We start from the raw sequence: 14,944 nt of genomic DNA, 5'->3' as shown, positions 1-14,944 counted from the left end.
GGGTTTTTTTCAAATAACAGATTGATTAAGCGTGCTTCTTCCAGTGGTAGTGGTAGTAGACCACTGGGATAACCACAAGGGTTAGAATGGTCGAGATCATCAGACCGAAGATCAACGAAACTGCTAAGCCACCAAAGATTGGATCATCAATGATGAAGAAACCACCCATCATCGCTGCTACCGCAGTGAGTGCGATTGGTAGTGAACGAACCGCCGCTGCATTGATAGTTGCCTCTTGGAAGCCAACGCCTTCCCTCACCTGCTGCTGAATAAAATCCACCAGCAGTATTGAGTTTCGGACGATGATACCCGCAAGGGCAATCATGCCGATCATTGAAGGCGCTGTGAACTGCTGACCCAGTAGTGCGTGACCTGGCATGATACCGATAATCGTTAATGGAATCGGCGCCATGATGATCAACGGGATACCGTATGAACGGAACTGCGCAACGACCAATAGGTAGATCATGATGAGACCCACAGAATATGCGATACCCATGTCACGGAAGGTCTCAAAGGTGATCTGCCACTCTCCATCCCACTTTAAGCTCCATTGGTATGGATTCTCTGGTTCAGAGAAGAAGAAGCGTTCGATTGGATGACCATCCGGTGTTACCTGATCTAGGGCTGCATCGATCGCGAATAGACCGTATAGCGGACTATCAGTATCACCAGCCACATCGCCCATTACGTAAACAACAGGAAGAAGATCTTTGTGGTAGATACTTGGATTAGTTTGCGTATCAATGCGCTCTGTTACATCCGATAGAGCAACAAGGTTACCGCTATTTGAACGAACCTGAATCGTTTCAATCTTATTCAGATCAGCACGATCCTTAGGTGCTAGCTGAAGCTTAAGCGGCACAGCAACACGGGCTTGCGGATCATGGAGATAACCAAGGTCTTCACCACGAATCGCGCTATTAATAGCAGCAACGATGTTAGCTTCAGCTACACCAAAGTGCGCTGCACGAACACGGTCGATTGCAAAGATCTCCTTATTCTGCGCAGCTTCAACACTGTCATCGATATCAACAACACCAGAGGTTTGCGCAAAGGCTTCACGTACCTGTTTAGCGACTTCAAACTGACGATCTTTATCCAAACCGTAAATCTCGGCTACAAGCGGTGACATAACCGGCGGGCCAGGTGGCATCTCAACAACTTTGACGTTGGCGTTGTAGGTCTTAGCTGTTTCAGCAAGTAGCGTGCGCGCTTCTAGAGCGATAGCGTGGCTCTTACGATCACGTAGATCTTTATCTACCAGATTGACCTGGATATCACCCTGATTCGGCTGACTACGTAGGTAGTACTGACGTACCAGACCGTTAAAGTTAATTGGTGCAGCAGTTCCCGCGTAGATCTGGAAATCTTTCAGTTCAGGCAGTGCTTGCAGATCATCAGCAAGTTCAGCAAGTACCAATTGGGTCTGCTCTAGGGTGGTACCCTCAGGCATATCAAGGATGACCTGGAACTCAGACTTGTTATCGAATGGCAGCATCTTCAGGATGACCGTCTGGTTCACTGCTAGGTAGACAGAACCCCCAATCAGCAGAAGAATACCCACCAACAGACCATAACGATTCTTGTTACCCTCACCCTTGCGAAGCATAGGTACTAGGATCTTCTTAAAGAAACCGCTGAAGCGAGGCTCGTGTTCAGCTCCACTGTGTGCACCGTGATCGCCATCAATATGGTTGCGGAAAAGCTTTAGGAACAACCAAGGCGTTAGGATGAATGCCACCGCTAACGAGATCAACATACCCGTAGAGGCGTTAATCGGGATTGGCAGCATATATGGACCCATAAGACCCGATACGAATGCCATTGGAAGCAGTGCAGCAATAACCGTAAAGGTTGCAAGAATCGTAGGGCCACCTACTTCATCTACCGCGACAGGGATCGCCTCACGAAGCGACTGTTTACCCATGCTCATATGACGGTGGATGTTCTCTACAACAACGATTGCATCATCGACAAGAATACCGATAGAGAAGATTAGAGCGAACAGAGAAACACGGTTAAGCGTGAAACCCCAAGCCCATGAGGCAAACAGCGTAATAGCCAGAGTCACAATAACAGCAATACCCACAACTAAGGCTTCACGCCTACCTAGTGCAAAAAGAACCAGCACGATAACCGACAGGGTTGCGAAGATCAGCTTCTTGATTAGCGTTTGTGCTTTATCATCTGCAGTTGCGCCGTAGTTACGGGTAATAGTTGCGTTTACACCATCAGGGACATAGATACCTTTAATCTGGTCAAAACGATTAATAACCGCGTTTGCCACGTCTACAGCGTTTTCACCCGGTTTCTTTGCTACAGCAATGGTCACCGCAGTCGTTAAAACTGAAGCTCCCTGCTCCGCAGCCGGTCCAGTCCCGTAGGTAACGTATTGAGTTGCTTGCACAGGGGCATCTGTAATCTCTGCAATATCACGCAGGTAGACTGGTGCTCCGCCACGTACAGCAACGACTAGACTTTCAACTTCTGCAACGTCCGCAAGTAACTGTCCTGCCTGCACCCGAATGGCGTAGTTATTTTTAACTCGATCACCCACATCAGCCGTGATATTTGCAAACTGAAGCTTAGCGCGAACGTCTGCAAGACTCAGTCCATACGATGCTAGACGAGCTGGATCAAAATCGATCTGAATAGCGCGGGCTGCACCACCTAACACTGTGATATCACGAGTGCCATCAACTCGCTGCAGCTCTGATTGAATGGTACGAGCTACATGGAGCAGGTCTGAGCTGCTAATCGCAGGATCTTCACTCCAAAGTGTGCCTGCAACCACAGGTACATCATCAATACCCTTAGGCTTAATGATCGCCTGCCCAACCCCTAGGTTGTGAGGCAGCATATCTTGATTCGAGTAGAAGGCGTTATAGAGGCGAACAATCGCATCAGTACGCGGCTCACCTACTTCAAATCTTACCGTCAGCATCGACATACCAGGGCTTGAGACTGAGTAGATGTGTTCAACCCCTTTAATCTCAGAAACTACCTGCTCTGCCGGTGTTGTAACGAGCGACTCGACTTCAGTGACGTTCGCACCTGGAAAAGGAATCATCACGTTTGCGAAGGTAACGTCGATCTGCGGTTCCTCTTCGCGCGGCGTCACCATCGCGGCAAACAGACCCAATAGAAGACCAACAACTGCAAGCAGTGGCGTAATCTCAGTAGTCAGGAAACTCTTAGCGATACGCCCCGAAATACCAAGTTTTTCGGTTTGATTAGTTTCCACCCTGCACCCCCTTGTAAGCGACTGCAGCGGCGGTTGGGTCTGCAAGTACAGTTTCACCCTCTGCTAGGCCAGAGATGATCTCAACACCAGCAACTGTATTGGCGCCCGTACGGATATAACGGAAATTAATAGCACCATCGTCCTTTTGAACGTAAACGCCTTTGATCTCACCACGTTTAGCTATAGCGCTCTCTGGCAGTACAAGCAGGGTCTCATTGTCTGTGGCGAATAGAACACGTACCAATTGGCCAGGTAGTGGATTAGCGGCAAACTGTGCAGCAGGAAGATCCAGAAGTAGATTGAAGGTATGGCTCAATTGATCCGCTGTGGGAATAAGTTTGGTCGCAACAGGCTTAACAAGTTCATCACCAATCTGAATTTGAATCGATTGGCTGTTACGTGCTTCATTCACATTTGCTTGTGGAATCTGAACACGAACACGCAGCTGGTCTAGCGCAATGCCTTCCATCAAAGGGGTACCCGGTTGTACAGCCTCACCCTCAGATACGAGCTTATTCACCACAATGCCAGTATAGGGTGCTACTACCTCAGTGTACTGGAATCGAGCTCGAGCATCGTTAACCATCGCTTTAGCTGCATCAAGACGTGCACGAGCAGCATCACGTTGCTGGCGAGCAGTATCAACTGGTGCAATCGCTACAAGTTTGCGTTCGAACAGTGACGTAAGGCGATCAAACTGACGAACTGCTTCATCATATGCCGTCTGTGCTTCATTAACCTGAGCTTTAGCAGCATCTAGCCCTGCGCGCTGTTCACTCTGAGTAAGACGAGCAATGACCGCACCCCGCTCTACAACATCACCATAATCAAATGGCAGCTCAAGTATGCGACCTGATGTTTGCGCAGCCACAACAGCGCGGTTTACCGCTTCAACTGTACCGTCAAACTGTACTTGCTGTGCAACCTGCTTCACTTCTGCAGCAACCACATCAAGATCAGCCGCATACGAGCTAAGGGTTGTTAGGCCTGTCATTGCAGCACTGATAGCCAATGCCAGAGTCAATCGCTGTTTAATCATCGAAAAGAGTCCTACTCATTTTTGGTAATAATGGCAGGCATAATATATTAGATAATCCTAATATTGAAGCGTAAAACGAAAAAAATTGATCATTCTCTGGAAAAAACAAAAAGAACGACTACTCTGAAGTTAATTTAGAAAAAATTTGAGGATCTACATGAAAGCCTTGATCGCCGACGACGACCAAGTACTCAGGATGATTTTGGAGAAACAGCTTCAATCCTGGGGTTTTGATACTGTCACAGCCAGCAATGGTGAAGAGGCTTTTAATATCATAACCGAGCAAGAGGATCCGCCTAGGATCGTCCTACTTGATTGGGAGATGCCAAAACTGGACGGTATCGCGCTGTGTCAAAAAATTAGATCCTCTGAATCTAACGATCCTCCCTACATTATCCTAGTGACAGGCCATACAGATTCAGACCGCATCGCCACAGCACTGCAAGCAGGTGCTAACGATTTCCTTAGCAAACCTACAAAGCCGATAGAGCTGCGTGCTCGCCTTGGCGTAGGCATGCGAACGCTTGAACTGCAACGTCGATTGAATCTCGCAAACCATATGTTGGCCTATAAAGCTGAACATGATGAGTTAACTGGCCTTAGAAATCGCGGCTCTTTAATCGACCGTCTAGATACAGAAATAGCGAGAAGCCAGAGAACTGGAGAGAACCTTGCGGTAGGAATACTGGATATAGACTACTTCAAACGCATTAATGATACCTACGGCCACCCTGTCGGTGATCGCGTTTTGAAAGAGTTTGCTGAACGCATGAGGGACACATTCAGGCCATACGACCTACTGGGTCGATATGGTGGTGAGGAGTTTATGGTTGCCTGCTCAATCCCAGAGGAGGAATCTAAAAGGGTTTTCGAACGCTTTAGAAAAGCAGTCGCAGAGACACCATTTCTTAAAGATGATCTTGGGCTAGAGATCACAGTAAGTATCGGCATTAGACAATACACAGGTGAACCAGGGTCAATAAAATCTACCCTTTTAACCCTCATTTCTGATGCAGATGCAGCGCTTTACAGGGCAAAAAATGGCGGGCGAAACAGAGTCGAACTCACTGACCATTTGGAATCAAAAAATGCTGGTCGCCACACCGATCTTGATGAGAGTCAAATCCTCGATGCAGAGCTTTAACGCGGGTTAAATATTGAGTCACCCATCTGATCAATAGTCTGTCGCGCTTTGTTTAGGGTCAGCTCAATACATCCTTCACGCGTCGCAACTGCATCTGCACGAATAAATTGGTGCTCTTGAGAAACGCCATCAATCTCCTTTCTGATGGTTGCACCCACACCGAAACCACCATTCGCATTACGCGGTTCGGGGCTAATGGTGAAACCCTTGTACTCAACTGACTCTTCAATAGAAGATGTAACACTTTCACCAAACAACTTGTTAAATAACGCTTTTAGCATCTTTATCTCCTATGGATTGGTGTGTAACGACCCAATCTCTCTTTAAAAGCTTTTCGACCCGATTCTGGGCGCGCACTAGATCTTCACTGGTCGTAAGAAGTTGAACCGAGCTAGTAGAATCATCACAGACAAGATCTTCACTATCTAATCGCCTCTTCAACTCACGCGCTACAGCACTAGGGGTATCGATAATACGCACAGCCTCACCTAGCACTGTTTTGATCTGATCGAGTACAAACCCATAGTGGGTACACCCAAGTGCTAGAGTATCTATGCCCTCCCTCCTAAACGAACTCAATTGTGAAGAGAGATACTCAAGTAGCTGTTGATCCAATGTCTCAGGAGCTTCTATAAGCTCAACTAAACCTGGACAGGGTTGAATAACAATCTGCTTATTTTCAAACCGTGAAAGCAAATGTTGAAACTTCTCACTCTCAACAGTGTACTGAGTCGCCATAACACCAACCCGCCCTGTCAAACTCTGCTCCACAGCAGGTTTAATACCAGGCTCAACGCCAATAATTGGTACCTGATAGTGATCTCTAAGATGTGAGATGGCTGCTGCAGTAGCAGTATTACAGGCCACTACAATCGCTTTACAGCCCTCACCAACGAGGAAATCAACGATAGAGAATGAACGTTCAATGATCTGTTTTGGGCTCTTATCTCCATAGGGAGCAAACGCACTATCAGCAACATAGATAAGTGACTCATGCGGCATGAGCTCATGCACTGCATTTAATACACTCCAGCCCCCGACACCAGAATCAAATAGACCGATGGGCGAACAGTTTTTGGATTTCATCTACGCTTTGGTTCCGGACAAGTTTGAATGCATCTTAACGTAATTCATACAATTGGTCAGTCCCAATCATGGCCACCCTTCACTTTAAACTTCACAACTTTACTCCCCAGCTTTCACTCCACAAGCACTGTATTTGTTGAGAAAATTTATTTTGTGCAGTGCACAAAAAAGTTGTTGACTCACTGGTTGTGACTGGTTAATATTTGCACAAATGTTGCAGTGCAACAAAATTAAACTTGCAGGGGAACCTACCATGTACAACGAAATGATTAACAACTTCAAAGCACAGATGGCTCCATTCACTCAGATGGCTACCATCAACCAGAAAGCAGTAGAAAAGCTTGTAGCTATCCAGCAGGAAGCTGCAACTGAACTATTCAACACTGGTGTTGCACAGGCTAAAGCACTAGTAGAAGTTAAAGAACCTAGAGCTGCTCTTGATCTTCAGGTTGCTTACTTCAAAAACCTAGAAGCTAAACTGACTGCTGTTGCAGAAGAAGAGATCACTACTCTTAACACTGCTCGTAACGAACTAACTGCAGTTCTAGAGAAAAGCGTTGCAGAGATGACTGAAACTGCTGAGAAAGCAATGAAAGATTTCGGTTCTTTCGACGCTGCAGCTTTCGACATGTCTAAGTTCGATCTAGCTAAATTCGATCTTTCTAAAGTCGTTCCAGCTTTCGTAGCAGACGCTGTTAAGCCAGCTGCTAAGAAGCCTGCTACTCGCAAAGTTGCTGCTCCAAAAGCTGCATCAGCTGAGTAATCATTCAGTCACTAAAAAGGCCGCTATTGCGGCCTTTTTTATTACTTGGTGGTAAAACGCTAGTAGTTTAAACCAACTGCTGTTTCGCCCAAACAGTCACTACCTCTTCACCTGCATCAACCATTGATTCAAGCTGATTCAGACTTTCGATAAGCTGCTCTTGAGTCGAACGGACAATGTTTAGGTGACCCACTTTACGGCCGGGACGAATCTCTTTGCCGTACCAGTGCACGTAAGCACCAGGCACTGTTAACCAATCCATCTTCCAATCACGACCAAGAAGGTTGTACATCATTGGCGCGCCGCGAACCTCAGGTTTGATCAACGGTAGACCAGCAAGAGCACGAAGGTGTAACTCAAACTGACTGATTGAAGCTCCCTCTTGCGTCCAGTGTCCTGAGTTGTGAACACGAGGTGCTAGCTCATTTACAAGCAGTTGGCCATCGACAACAAAACACTCCATCGCCATGACGCCAATATACTCACCGTCGTCCATGACACGACCCAACCAGCTTTCAGCGCTCTGCTGCTGTGCTGGATCAAGATCTAGACATGGGATGCTTGCACGCAAAATACCATCTTGATGCCAGTTACGAGTAAGTGGGTAGAAGACCTTCTCTCCCGCTGCGTTACGTGCACCGACGATTGATACTTCATGACTGAATGGAATCATCGCTTCAGCGATACAGATTCCATCCCACTCTGGCAGCGAGGCATCACCCTGCTTCCAGCGCCACTGGCCACGACCGTCATAACCGCCCATTCGAGCTTTAACGACAGCAGCACTACCCAATGAGTTCAGAGCGGCAGTGATATCCCCCTCTTCACTATTAAGATTGACCCAGGGTGCAGTTGGAATCTCAAGTCGATCTAATAAAGATTTCTGACGCTGACGGTCGATAACCTGATGCAGCGTAGACTCATTACGGAAGTTCGGATGAGACTTAAGCTGATTACCCACAGGGTTTTCCGCCCAATGTTCGATCTCTACGGTTACAACATCATCATCACGTAGCTCTACAAGGTCATCACCCACTGGATGAACCGGTACCACTTCTAACTGGATCGGCGCACCAGCCTGTTGGAGCATCTGACCTAGCTGACCGTTACCGGCAACTACTATACGGGGTAACTGCATTGATTAACCTCGTGGATCAGGATTATCTAAAACAGCCTGACTCTGCTCAGCACGCCATGCAGAGAGACGCTCTGCCAAAGCTTTATCTTGAGTCGCTAGCATCTGAGCGGCCATAAGACCGGCATTGAAGGCACCTGCACCACCAATCGCAAGGGTACCAACAGGAATACCACGTGGCATCTGCACAATAGAAAGAAGACTGTCTTGACCACTCAGTGCTTTACTCTGCACAGGCACACCTAGCACAGGAACAATCGTTTTCGCTGCGATCATGCCCGGCAAGTGCGCAGCACCACCAGCACCAGCAATAATCACCTGAATACCAGCATCAGCAGCCTGCTCAGCAAAGCGGAACATCTTATCCGGTGTACGGTGAGCTGAAACAACTTCAGCACTGTATTCAACACCTAGGGTATCAAGAATATTGGCAGCCTCTTCCATCGTCGGCCAATCCGACTTAGAGCCCATCACAATCGCAACGCGAACGCTCATCTATTTCTCCGGTATAACTGTAGATTCGACACTGAGCATCGATAAAAATTAAGGGGATGAGTATAACACCAATTTTGATCGCTAACCCCTATAAAACCAACAGATCTTGGTATTGATATATCAACGATACGATGACCAACATCACAGGCAAACTGGTGACTGTTAACGCAGCAACAAGGTCTGCAGGACCTGAGTATCGGACCGTCAGTATGTAGCTCATAACCGCAACCGGCATCGACATTTGAATCAACAGGCTCAGGGTCTCTAAATCGTTTAGGCCGACAAAACGAGTCACTAGAAAAGCGATAAGGAAGCCTGATATTGGTCGATATAGCGACAGCAGAGATATCTGTAGCACTTGGGATGCATCATTCACTTTCAAGCGTGCCAGAGATCGCCCCAACAGCATCAGCATAATAGGCAGGGCAATTCCTGAGATCATCTCAAGCGACTTAAATGCAGGCTTAGGTAATTCAATACCCAAGAAGACCACAAGCACTCCTGATAGAAGCGCGATTAAAGGCATATTAGTTAAGAGTTTGCGCCACTGATAAGCACCCGACATTGCGGTTGTACCCAAGGTGAAGTGGCTGAGTGAAACAGTTGTCGAGATGATAATCGCAGGGGCTAACGCTTCTGGCCCAAGCAGCGCAAAAACAATGGGTATGCCAAGATTACCGGTGTTGGGATTCACCAGCGTAGAGATGAAAAACTTTGGCGAAATATTACGGACCTTACAGAAGATGGCAACCAAGCTCGCACCCATTGCCAGACAAAGCGCTGTGACCCCCATCAAATAGAGTAGATCACCAGGCGGCACCTGCATTTTTACCACGGAATAGAAGACCAGAGCTGGAAGCGCAATTTGGCTAGAAAGCATACTGAGGCCAGGATGCTCTAGATAATCGGTACGCTTAGCGAGAATAAAACCGATTCCCGCCACAAAGAAGACAGGGAAAACAGCAGAGATAAATGCAAATAACATAGAGCCCTTCCTTAGGAGGAGCGATTATAACAGCAACTCATCTCTTAGCGCTCTACGAAGCACTTTTCCGACAGGTGTTTTCGGCAGATGCCTACGATAGATAACTCTTCGAGGTAACTTGTAGGCTGCCAATCGCTCCCTAAGCCATGCAATGACCTCTTCTTCTGAGGGACGATTATCAGTACCGGTTACGAAGGCAACTACCTGCTCACCAGTGCGCTCGTCAGGAACTCCTACAACGGCCGCCTCGATAAGCTCAGGGTGATCGGTAATCTGATCCTCGACTTCGTTAGGATAGACATTAAATCCCGATACAATGATTAGATCCTTTGCACGATCAATCACATGGAAGAAACCCGCATCATCGCAATATCCGATATCCCCTGTCCTTAACCATCCATTGGCATCCATGACCTCTTGCGTAGCTTCAGGGCGTTGCCAGTATCCAGCCATCACTTGTGGACCTTTCACCCAAAGCTCACCCGACTCACCGAGTGGTAACGACTGATTGTGGTCATCACGAACCGATATTTGAGTATCAAATAGAGGAGTCCCTATGGTTCCGCCAATCGGATCTTCAGGTCTATCTGCCGATATAGCGGGAGATGCCTCTGTTAGACCATAAGCCTCAACAATTTTAAGACCGGTAATATCTTCCCAAGCTGAAGTGGCTGCATGAGTCAGAGCCATACCACCCGAGAGAGTTAGTTTCAGGCTTGAGAAATCTAGAGCACGAAACGCTGGCAACCGACTGAGAGCCACAAACAGTGTATTAAGGCCGATAAAGGTCGTCACATCACCCGCTTTAAACAGCTTGGTAAGTGACTTTAGGTCGCGTGGATTAGGAACAAGTATAGAGTGCCCACCATTTGAAGCGACTATCTGCGATACGGTAAATGCATAGATATGATAAAGCGGTAACGGAGAGATAACCTTGTCGCTCCAAGCTTGATCTGATCTAGAGAGGCGCTCATGCCCCTGTAACGAGTTAGCCAGCAGATTACCCTGAGTCAGCATAGCTCCTTTCGGCACACCCGTAGTACCCCCAGTGTATTGCAGGCAGAGAAGATGATTCAGATGATGATCAACCTGTTTTACTGGCATATCATCGCCGATTTTCAATGTATCGATAAACTGCTTAGCCGTTGGCAAGCCAAACTCTGGCTCCATCTTCTTGAGGTACTTAGCAACGAAGTTGATTAGCCTGCCCTTAAGAGATGGCATGAAATCGCCAAGGCGTACCAGAAAAACCTCTTCGATATCTGTCTGATCGATAATGGACTCAAGTTTCGAAGCCATACCAGAAAAGACCACAATCGCCTTAGCGCCAGAGTCCTTAAACTGGTAGAGCATCTCTTGAGGGGTATAGAGCGGATTGGTATTCACAATCACCAACCCAGCTCGCATCGCACCATAGATCGCAATTGGGTAGTGCAGGATGTTAGGCATCTGCAGAGCGATGCGATCACCAGGTTCTAAATTGGTGTGATTCTGTATGTAACTCGTAAAAGCACGGCTATATCTATCGACATCTCTAAAAGTGAGAGTTACGCCGAGACTGGTAAAAGCGGGCTTAAAGGGGTACTTAGCGAGCTGGTGATCAAAGTAATCAACAAAGCTATTAAAACCATCAGTATTGAGCTGCTCACTCAACTCAACAGGTACAACTAGTTTTCTCATTCTTATTTATGACCTCTGGCACCTAATATGCAGAGCTATCCAAAATTATACAATTTCTTAATTACTGAACTACGCTGTAATTAAAGTAAGTGTTTGGAGCCATCATGCCCCTTCGTTCGCAGCTAATCCTGCTTGTATCCGCGATATTCGCCCTAATATTTTCCATTAATTTTTATTTAAGTATTAATAATATAAAGGACTATCTTGAGAATGAGTCGAGGATACACGCTCAGGATACAGCCACTTCTCTTGGCCTATCGCTCAGCCCATACATCAGCATTAAAGATGACACAATCTTAGAGACTATGGTCAATTCAATCTTTGATGCTGGCTTCTATCAAGAGATACGCCTAGATGATATCGCAGGTAACAACCTAGTGTTGAAACAGAACGCATCAACTGTTGAAACTGTTCCAAGCTGGTTTATCAACCTCTTACCGATGCAAACCATGCAGGCTCGTTCAGAAATAAACACCGGCTGGGTCATTGGCGGTGTGGTAAGCGTCACTACACACCCAGGGCTTGGCTATTTCAAGTTATGGAACCAAGCAAAAGAGACACTAACCTATTCACTAGCCATACTGCTGGCAGCGATATTTATCGCCTCAATGTTTATCCAATGGCTACTTCGCCCACTCAACCGCATCGAATCGCTGGCTAATAGCATTTCTAAAGGTGACTACCAGCAGATAACACCTCTGCCAAACTCGCCCGAGATGCACCAAGTGGCACTAACTATGAATGAGATGTCGAACAAAGTTCGCAAGACCATTAATCGTTTGAAACAGCAGCTAGATCAGGCTGGACGACGACTTCATACAGACAGCCTTACCGGCCTTGAGACACGAGTATCACTTGAGATGGAGATGGAGGAGCGTTTCTTAAGTCGTAATCCACGCTATCTAATGCTGATAAAACTTCACGAGCTTGGTGCCATATCAAAACACTCAACACCTCAACAGGTCGATAACTACATTCGCGCGTTTGTCTCCGTTGTACAAACTACGCTGTTGAACCATAAGCTATCAACCGAGACCTTCTATCGCCTTTTGGGCTCTGAGTTTATTGCAATTGCTGAACTCCATTCAGATGAGCAGTGCCAAGCACTCCTTGAAGACCTATCCAAACAACTTAACGCTTTTGGCATTGGCCGCGGTATCGACAATGTTGCTCATATTGGCTGTTTAAAGATTGAGAGCGAGCTCTCAGCATCAGAACTAATAGCCGCTGCTAGCGAAGCCCATGAGAATGCCAAGCTAATTGGACCTAACGCCTTTACCCTATCCACTCAGGTTAAAAGCGTTCGATCACGGGAAGCTTGGAGCAAGGTTATTCAAAACCTACTGGGTACAGGCGGCTTTACCATTCAAACGGCATTTCCAACCTATAACTTCAATAATACACATGAGCCACTCTTCTATGAGTCAGTAATTCAATTTCCAAGTGATACCGATATACAACTGGGTAGCTTCATTGCGATGAGCGAAGAGTTAGGAGTAATTGAGCAGGTAGATAAACAGGTACTGCACAAGATCATTGAGTTATTAGGTCGCCAAGAGCACCAAAACACCCAGATAACAGCAAATCTAAGCCTAGCCAGCATTAACTCAAACAGTTTTCGCAGCGAGATATTCAACGCCCTTCAAGAGCGTCCCGACATTGCTGAGCGCATTATCTTTAGCATCTCTTCCTATGTTGCCCACCAGGCAGGCGAGATGTTTGAAAGTTTTGTAACCCTAGCCCATCGCCTCAACTCTAAGGTACAGATAAAGCGTTTTGAAGCGCGCTTCATCGACATGGAGCAGCTGAAACAATCGAACATCGATTACGTTCGCCTGGCTCGCGACTATACCCAGGAGATAAGTAGCGATAGCAGCAAACAGTCATTTGTTGAGGCACTTGTTTCTATGGCAAACATTATTGAGCTACCTATTCTTGCAGAGTCGCTCAATAATGAAGCGGACAGAGATACTGCAAAATCCCTAGGGCTAAACGGTTTCAACTAGGACGTTAAGTGAACACTGCCAAACGCTATGTAGCTAGCCTTGCTCTAATTGTATTGAGCACCCTCACCCTTCACTGGGTGACCGCTAGCACCTCTTTAGTTGAGTTCTCACCGGAGCTGCTTCAGCGTGTCGAATCTAAATGGGGGCAAGGTGCTGTAAAACGACTCAACGCGATGAAAGCGATCATAGAGGAGAACCAGTTAAAAACTGAAAATGAGAAACTCAAGATCGTAAATGAGTTCTTTAACCTCATCCCCTATAAGAGCGATATCGACCACTGGAACGCTAAGGACTACTGGGCCACCCCCTTTGAAATGCTCACGAGCTTCGGGGCCGATTGTGAAGACTACTCAATAGCAAAGTACTTCACTCTGCGCGAATTAGGCATTGATGATGGCAAACTAAGAATCACCTACGTAAAAGCCCTTAACTGGGATGAAGCGCACATGGTACTCACCTACTCCCCTGCACCCAATGAGATGCCCTTAGTACTGGATAACCTTAAATCAGAGATAGTTCCAGCTAACCTGCGTACGGATCTAATCCCAGTCTACAGCTTCAATGCTACCGGTCTATGGCTTGCTAAAGAGCGCGGAACAGGCCAGTTCGTTGGAAGTTCTGATCGATTGAGCCTATGGGTGGAAATGTTGGGAAGACTCGAAAACTAGAGGGTTTTCATATTGAGAAATGATTGATCAAAAGAACGAAAGCGAGCGTATACTGAGTTAAACAATTATCGGCAGGACGCCCACCATGAGTCATACTATTCACTACTACTTCTCACCAATCTCTCCCTTCACCTATCTTGCAGGTGATCAACTGGAGAACGAAGCAGAGGGCAAGATCGTTTACCACCCTTTTGATATTGGTAAAGTGTTCGCAGCCACTGGCGGCGTCCCAGTTCCACAACGCTCACAACAGCGCCGTGACTACCGAATGGCAGAGCTGAAACGTATATCCGCGCGTCGCGGCCTTGCCATTAACTTTCAGCCAAAACACTTTCCAGTCGATAGCCGCCCAGCAAGTAAACTATTGCTAGCCGTGCGTGATGCAGGCGCAGATGTAGGGTCGCTAGCAAAGGCAATTCTAAAAGCAGTCTGGCTTGATGAGCTAGATATCTCAGACCGTGAAACGCTGATTGTCTTACTACAGTCACTGAATATAGATACCCAACTTCTTAGCACATCTGAAGGGTTAGATGAGCAACTAGATAGTGAAACTGAGGCTGCCATTGATGCAGGGGTATTTGGTAGCCCTTTCTACATTGTGAATGATGAACCATTCTGGGGTCAGGATCGCTTATCTGAAATGCTTGAACTAGCGAACAACTAAGCGACGCTAAGTAACAAAAAGGGGCTGATAGC

The 14,944-nt window shown here is 46.9% G+C and carries 13 protein-coding genes; 5 read left to right on the top strand and 8 right to left on the bottom strand.

Annotation, left to right across the window (positions count from 1 at the left end):
* Positions 1-25 precede the first annotated feature (25 nt).
* Entirely contained in the window at positions 26-3,247 is a 3,222-nt protein-coding gene (locus HH196_RS03195; RefSeq protein WP_169450640.1) for an efflux RND transporter permease subunit, read from the bottom strand.
* Complete coding sequence (locus tag HH196_RS03190) at positions 3,237-4,286, bottom strand: efflux RND transporter periplasmic adaptor subunit (protein WP_169450639.1); 1,050 nt, start codon at positions 4,284-4,286, stop codon at positions 3,237-3,239. The genes HH196_RS03195 and HH196_RS03190 overlap by 11 nt, the downstream gene beginning before the upstream one ends.
* A 157-nt stretch (positions 4,287-4,443) precedes the next feature.
* On the opposite strand from HH196_RS03190, the gene HH196_RS03185 reads away from it, so the two are divergent.
* Positions 4,444-5,430 carry a diguanylate cyclase gene (locus HH196_RS03185; protein ID WP_169450638.1) on the top strand — a complete coding sequence of 329 codons (987 nt, stop codon included), beginning with the start codon at positions 4,444-4,446 and terminating at the stop codon, positions 5,428-5,430.
* Here the strand turns inward: HH196_RS03185 and HH196_RS03180 are convergent.
* Together HH196_RS03180 and murI are read right to left on the bottom strand one after the other, a co-directional pair.
* Positions 5,427-5,711 (bottom strand): HlyU family transcriptional regulator, encoded by a 285-nt coding sequence (locus tag HH196_RS03180; protein WP_169450637.1) that lies wholly within the window; start codon positions 5,709-5,711, stop codon positions 5,427-5,429. The two genes, HH196_RS03185 and HH196_RS03180, sit on opposite strands and share 4 nt — an antisense overlap.
* Entirely contained in the window at positions 5,692-6,516 is an 825-nt protein-coding gene (gene murI / locus HH196_RS03175) for a glutamate racemase (protein WP_169450636.1), read from the bottom strand. The genes HH196_RS03180 and murI overlap by 20 nt, the downstream gene beginning before the upstream one ends.
* Positions 6,517-6,769: 253 nt before the next feature.
* Here murI and HH196_RS03170 point away from each other — a divergent pair, with 253 nt between their 5' ends.
* Positions 6,770-7,279, top strand: coding sequence for a phasin family protein (locus tag HH196_RS03170; protein WP_169450635.1), 510 nt, complete (start codon positions 6,770-6,772; stop codon positions 7,277-7,279).
* A 67-nt stretch (positions 7,280-7,346) separates the two neighbouring features.
* On the opposite strand, the gene purK is transcribed toward HH196_RS03170, so the two are convergent.
* From purK to HH196_RS03150, 4 genes are all read right to left on the bottom strand, one after another.
* Positions 7,347-8,417: a 5-(carboxyamino)imidazole ribonucleotide synthase gene (gene purK / locus HH196_RS03165; RefSeq protein WP_169450634.1), complete on the bottom strand. Its 1,071-nt coding sequence runs from the start codon at positions 8,415-8,417 to the stop codon at positions 7,347-7,349.
* A 3-nt stretch (positions 8,418-8,420) separates the two neighbouring features.
* Positions 8,421-8,909 (bottom strand): 5-(carboxyamino)imidazole ribonucleotide mutase, encoded by a 489-nt coding sequence (gene purE / locus HH196_RS03160; RefSeq protein ID WP_169450633.1) that lies wholly within the window; start codon positions 8,907-8,909, stop codon positions 8,421-8,423.
* A gap of 88 nt (positions 8,910-8,997) precedes the next feature.
* Entirely contained in the window at positions 8,998-9,894 is an 897-nt protein-coding gene (locus tag HH196_RS03155) for an AEC family transporter (RefSeq protein WP_169450632.1), read from the bottom strand.
* Between the two features lie 24 nt (positions 9,895-9,918).
* A complete protein-coding gene (locus HH196_RS03150) occupies positions 9,919-11,574 on the bottom strand; it encodes an AMP-binding protein (RefSeq protein WP_169450631.1) in 1,656 nt (551 codons plus the stop codon).
* A gap of 104 nt (positions 11,575-11,678) precedes the next feature.
* Here HH196_RS03150 and HH196_RS03145 point away from each other — a divergent pair, with 104 nt between their 5' ends.
* The 3 genes from HH196_RS03145 (at position 11,679) to HH196_RS03135 (ending at position 14,912) form a co-directional block, all read left to right on the top strand.
* Complete coding sequence (locus tag HH196_RS03145; RefSeq protein ID WP_169450630.1) at positions 11,679-13,580, top strand: LapD/MoxY N-terminal periplasmic domain-containing protein; 1,902 nt, start codon at positions 11,679-11,681, stop codon at positions 13,578-13,580.
* Between the two features lie 8 nt (positions 13,581-13,588).
* Complete coding sequence (locus HH196_RS03140; protein WP_248276883.1) at positions 13,589-14,248, top strand: transglutaminase-like cysteine peptidase; 660 nt, start codon at positions 13,589-13,591, stop codon at positions 14,246-14,248.
* An 85-nt stretch (positions 14,249-14,333) separates the two neighbouring features.
* A complete protein-coding gene (locus HH196_RS03135) occupies positions 14,334-14,912 on the top strand; it encodes a 2-hydroxychromene-2-carboxylate isomerase (RefSeq protein WP_169450629.1) in 579 nt (192 codons plus the stop codon).
* The last annotated feature ends 32 nt before the right edge of the window (positions 14,913-14,944 follow it).

Origin of the sequence: Marinobacterium sp. LSUCC0821 (genome assembly GCF_012848475.1) — a bacterium.
In the GTDB taxonomy this organism is placed as follows: domain Bacteria; phylum Pseudomonadota; class Gammaproteobacteria; order Pseudomonadales; family Balneatricaceae; genus Marinobacterium_E.
The sequence above is the reverse complement of the archived record's forward strand: the minus strand, read 5'-3'. Positions and strand labels throughout refer to the sequence as shown.

Bases quoted from the DNA above. Each gene is read 5' to 3' on its own strand.
- HH196_RS03190 (WP_169450639.1), bottom strand. From the start codon at position 4,286: ATGATTAAACAGCGATTGACTCTGGCATTGGCTATCAGTGCTGCAATG.
- HH196_RS03185 (WP_169450638.1), top strand. From the start codon at position 4,444: ATGAAAGCCTTGATCGCCGACGACGACCAAGTACTCAGGATGATTTTG.
- HH196_RS03180 (WP_169450637.1), bottom strand. From the start codon at position 5,711: ATGCTAAAAGCGTTATTTAACAAGTTGTTTGGTGAAAGTGTTACATCT.
- murI (WP_169450636.1), bottom strand. From the start codon at position 6,516: ATGAAATCCAAAAACTGTTCGCCCATCGGTCTATTTGATTCTGGTGTC.
- HH196_RS03170 (WP_169450635.1), top strand. From the start codon at position 6,770: ATGTACAACGAAATGATTAACAACTTCAAAGCACAGATGGCTCCATTC.
- purK (WP_169450634.1), bottom strand. From the start codon at position 8,417: ATGCAGTTACCCCGTATAGTAGTTGCCGGTAACGGTCAGCTAGGTCAG.
- purE (WP_169450633.1), bottom strand. From the start codon at position 8,909: ATGAGCGTTCGCGTTGCGATTGTGATGGGCTCTAAGTCGGATTGGCCG.
- HH196_RS03155 (WP_169450632.1), bottom strand. From the start codon at position 9,894: ATGTTATTTGCATTTATCTCTGCTGTTTTCCCTGTCTTCTTTGTGGCG.
- HH196_RS03150 (WP_169450631.1), bottom strand. From the start codon at position 11,574: ATGAGAAAACTAGTTGTACCTGTTGAGTTGAGTGAGCAGCTCAATACT.
- HH196_RS03145 (WP_169450630.1), top strand. From the start codon at position 11,679: ATGCCCCTTCGTTCGCAGCTAATCCTGCTTGTATCCGCGATATTCGCC.
- HH196_RS03135 (WP_169450629.1), top strand. From the start codon at position 14,334: ATGAGTCATACTATTCACTACTACTTCTCACCAATCTCTCCCTTCACC.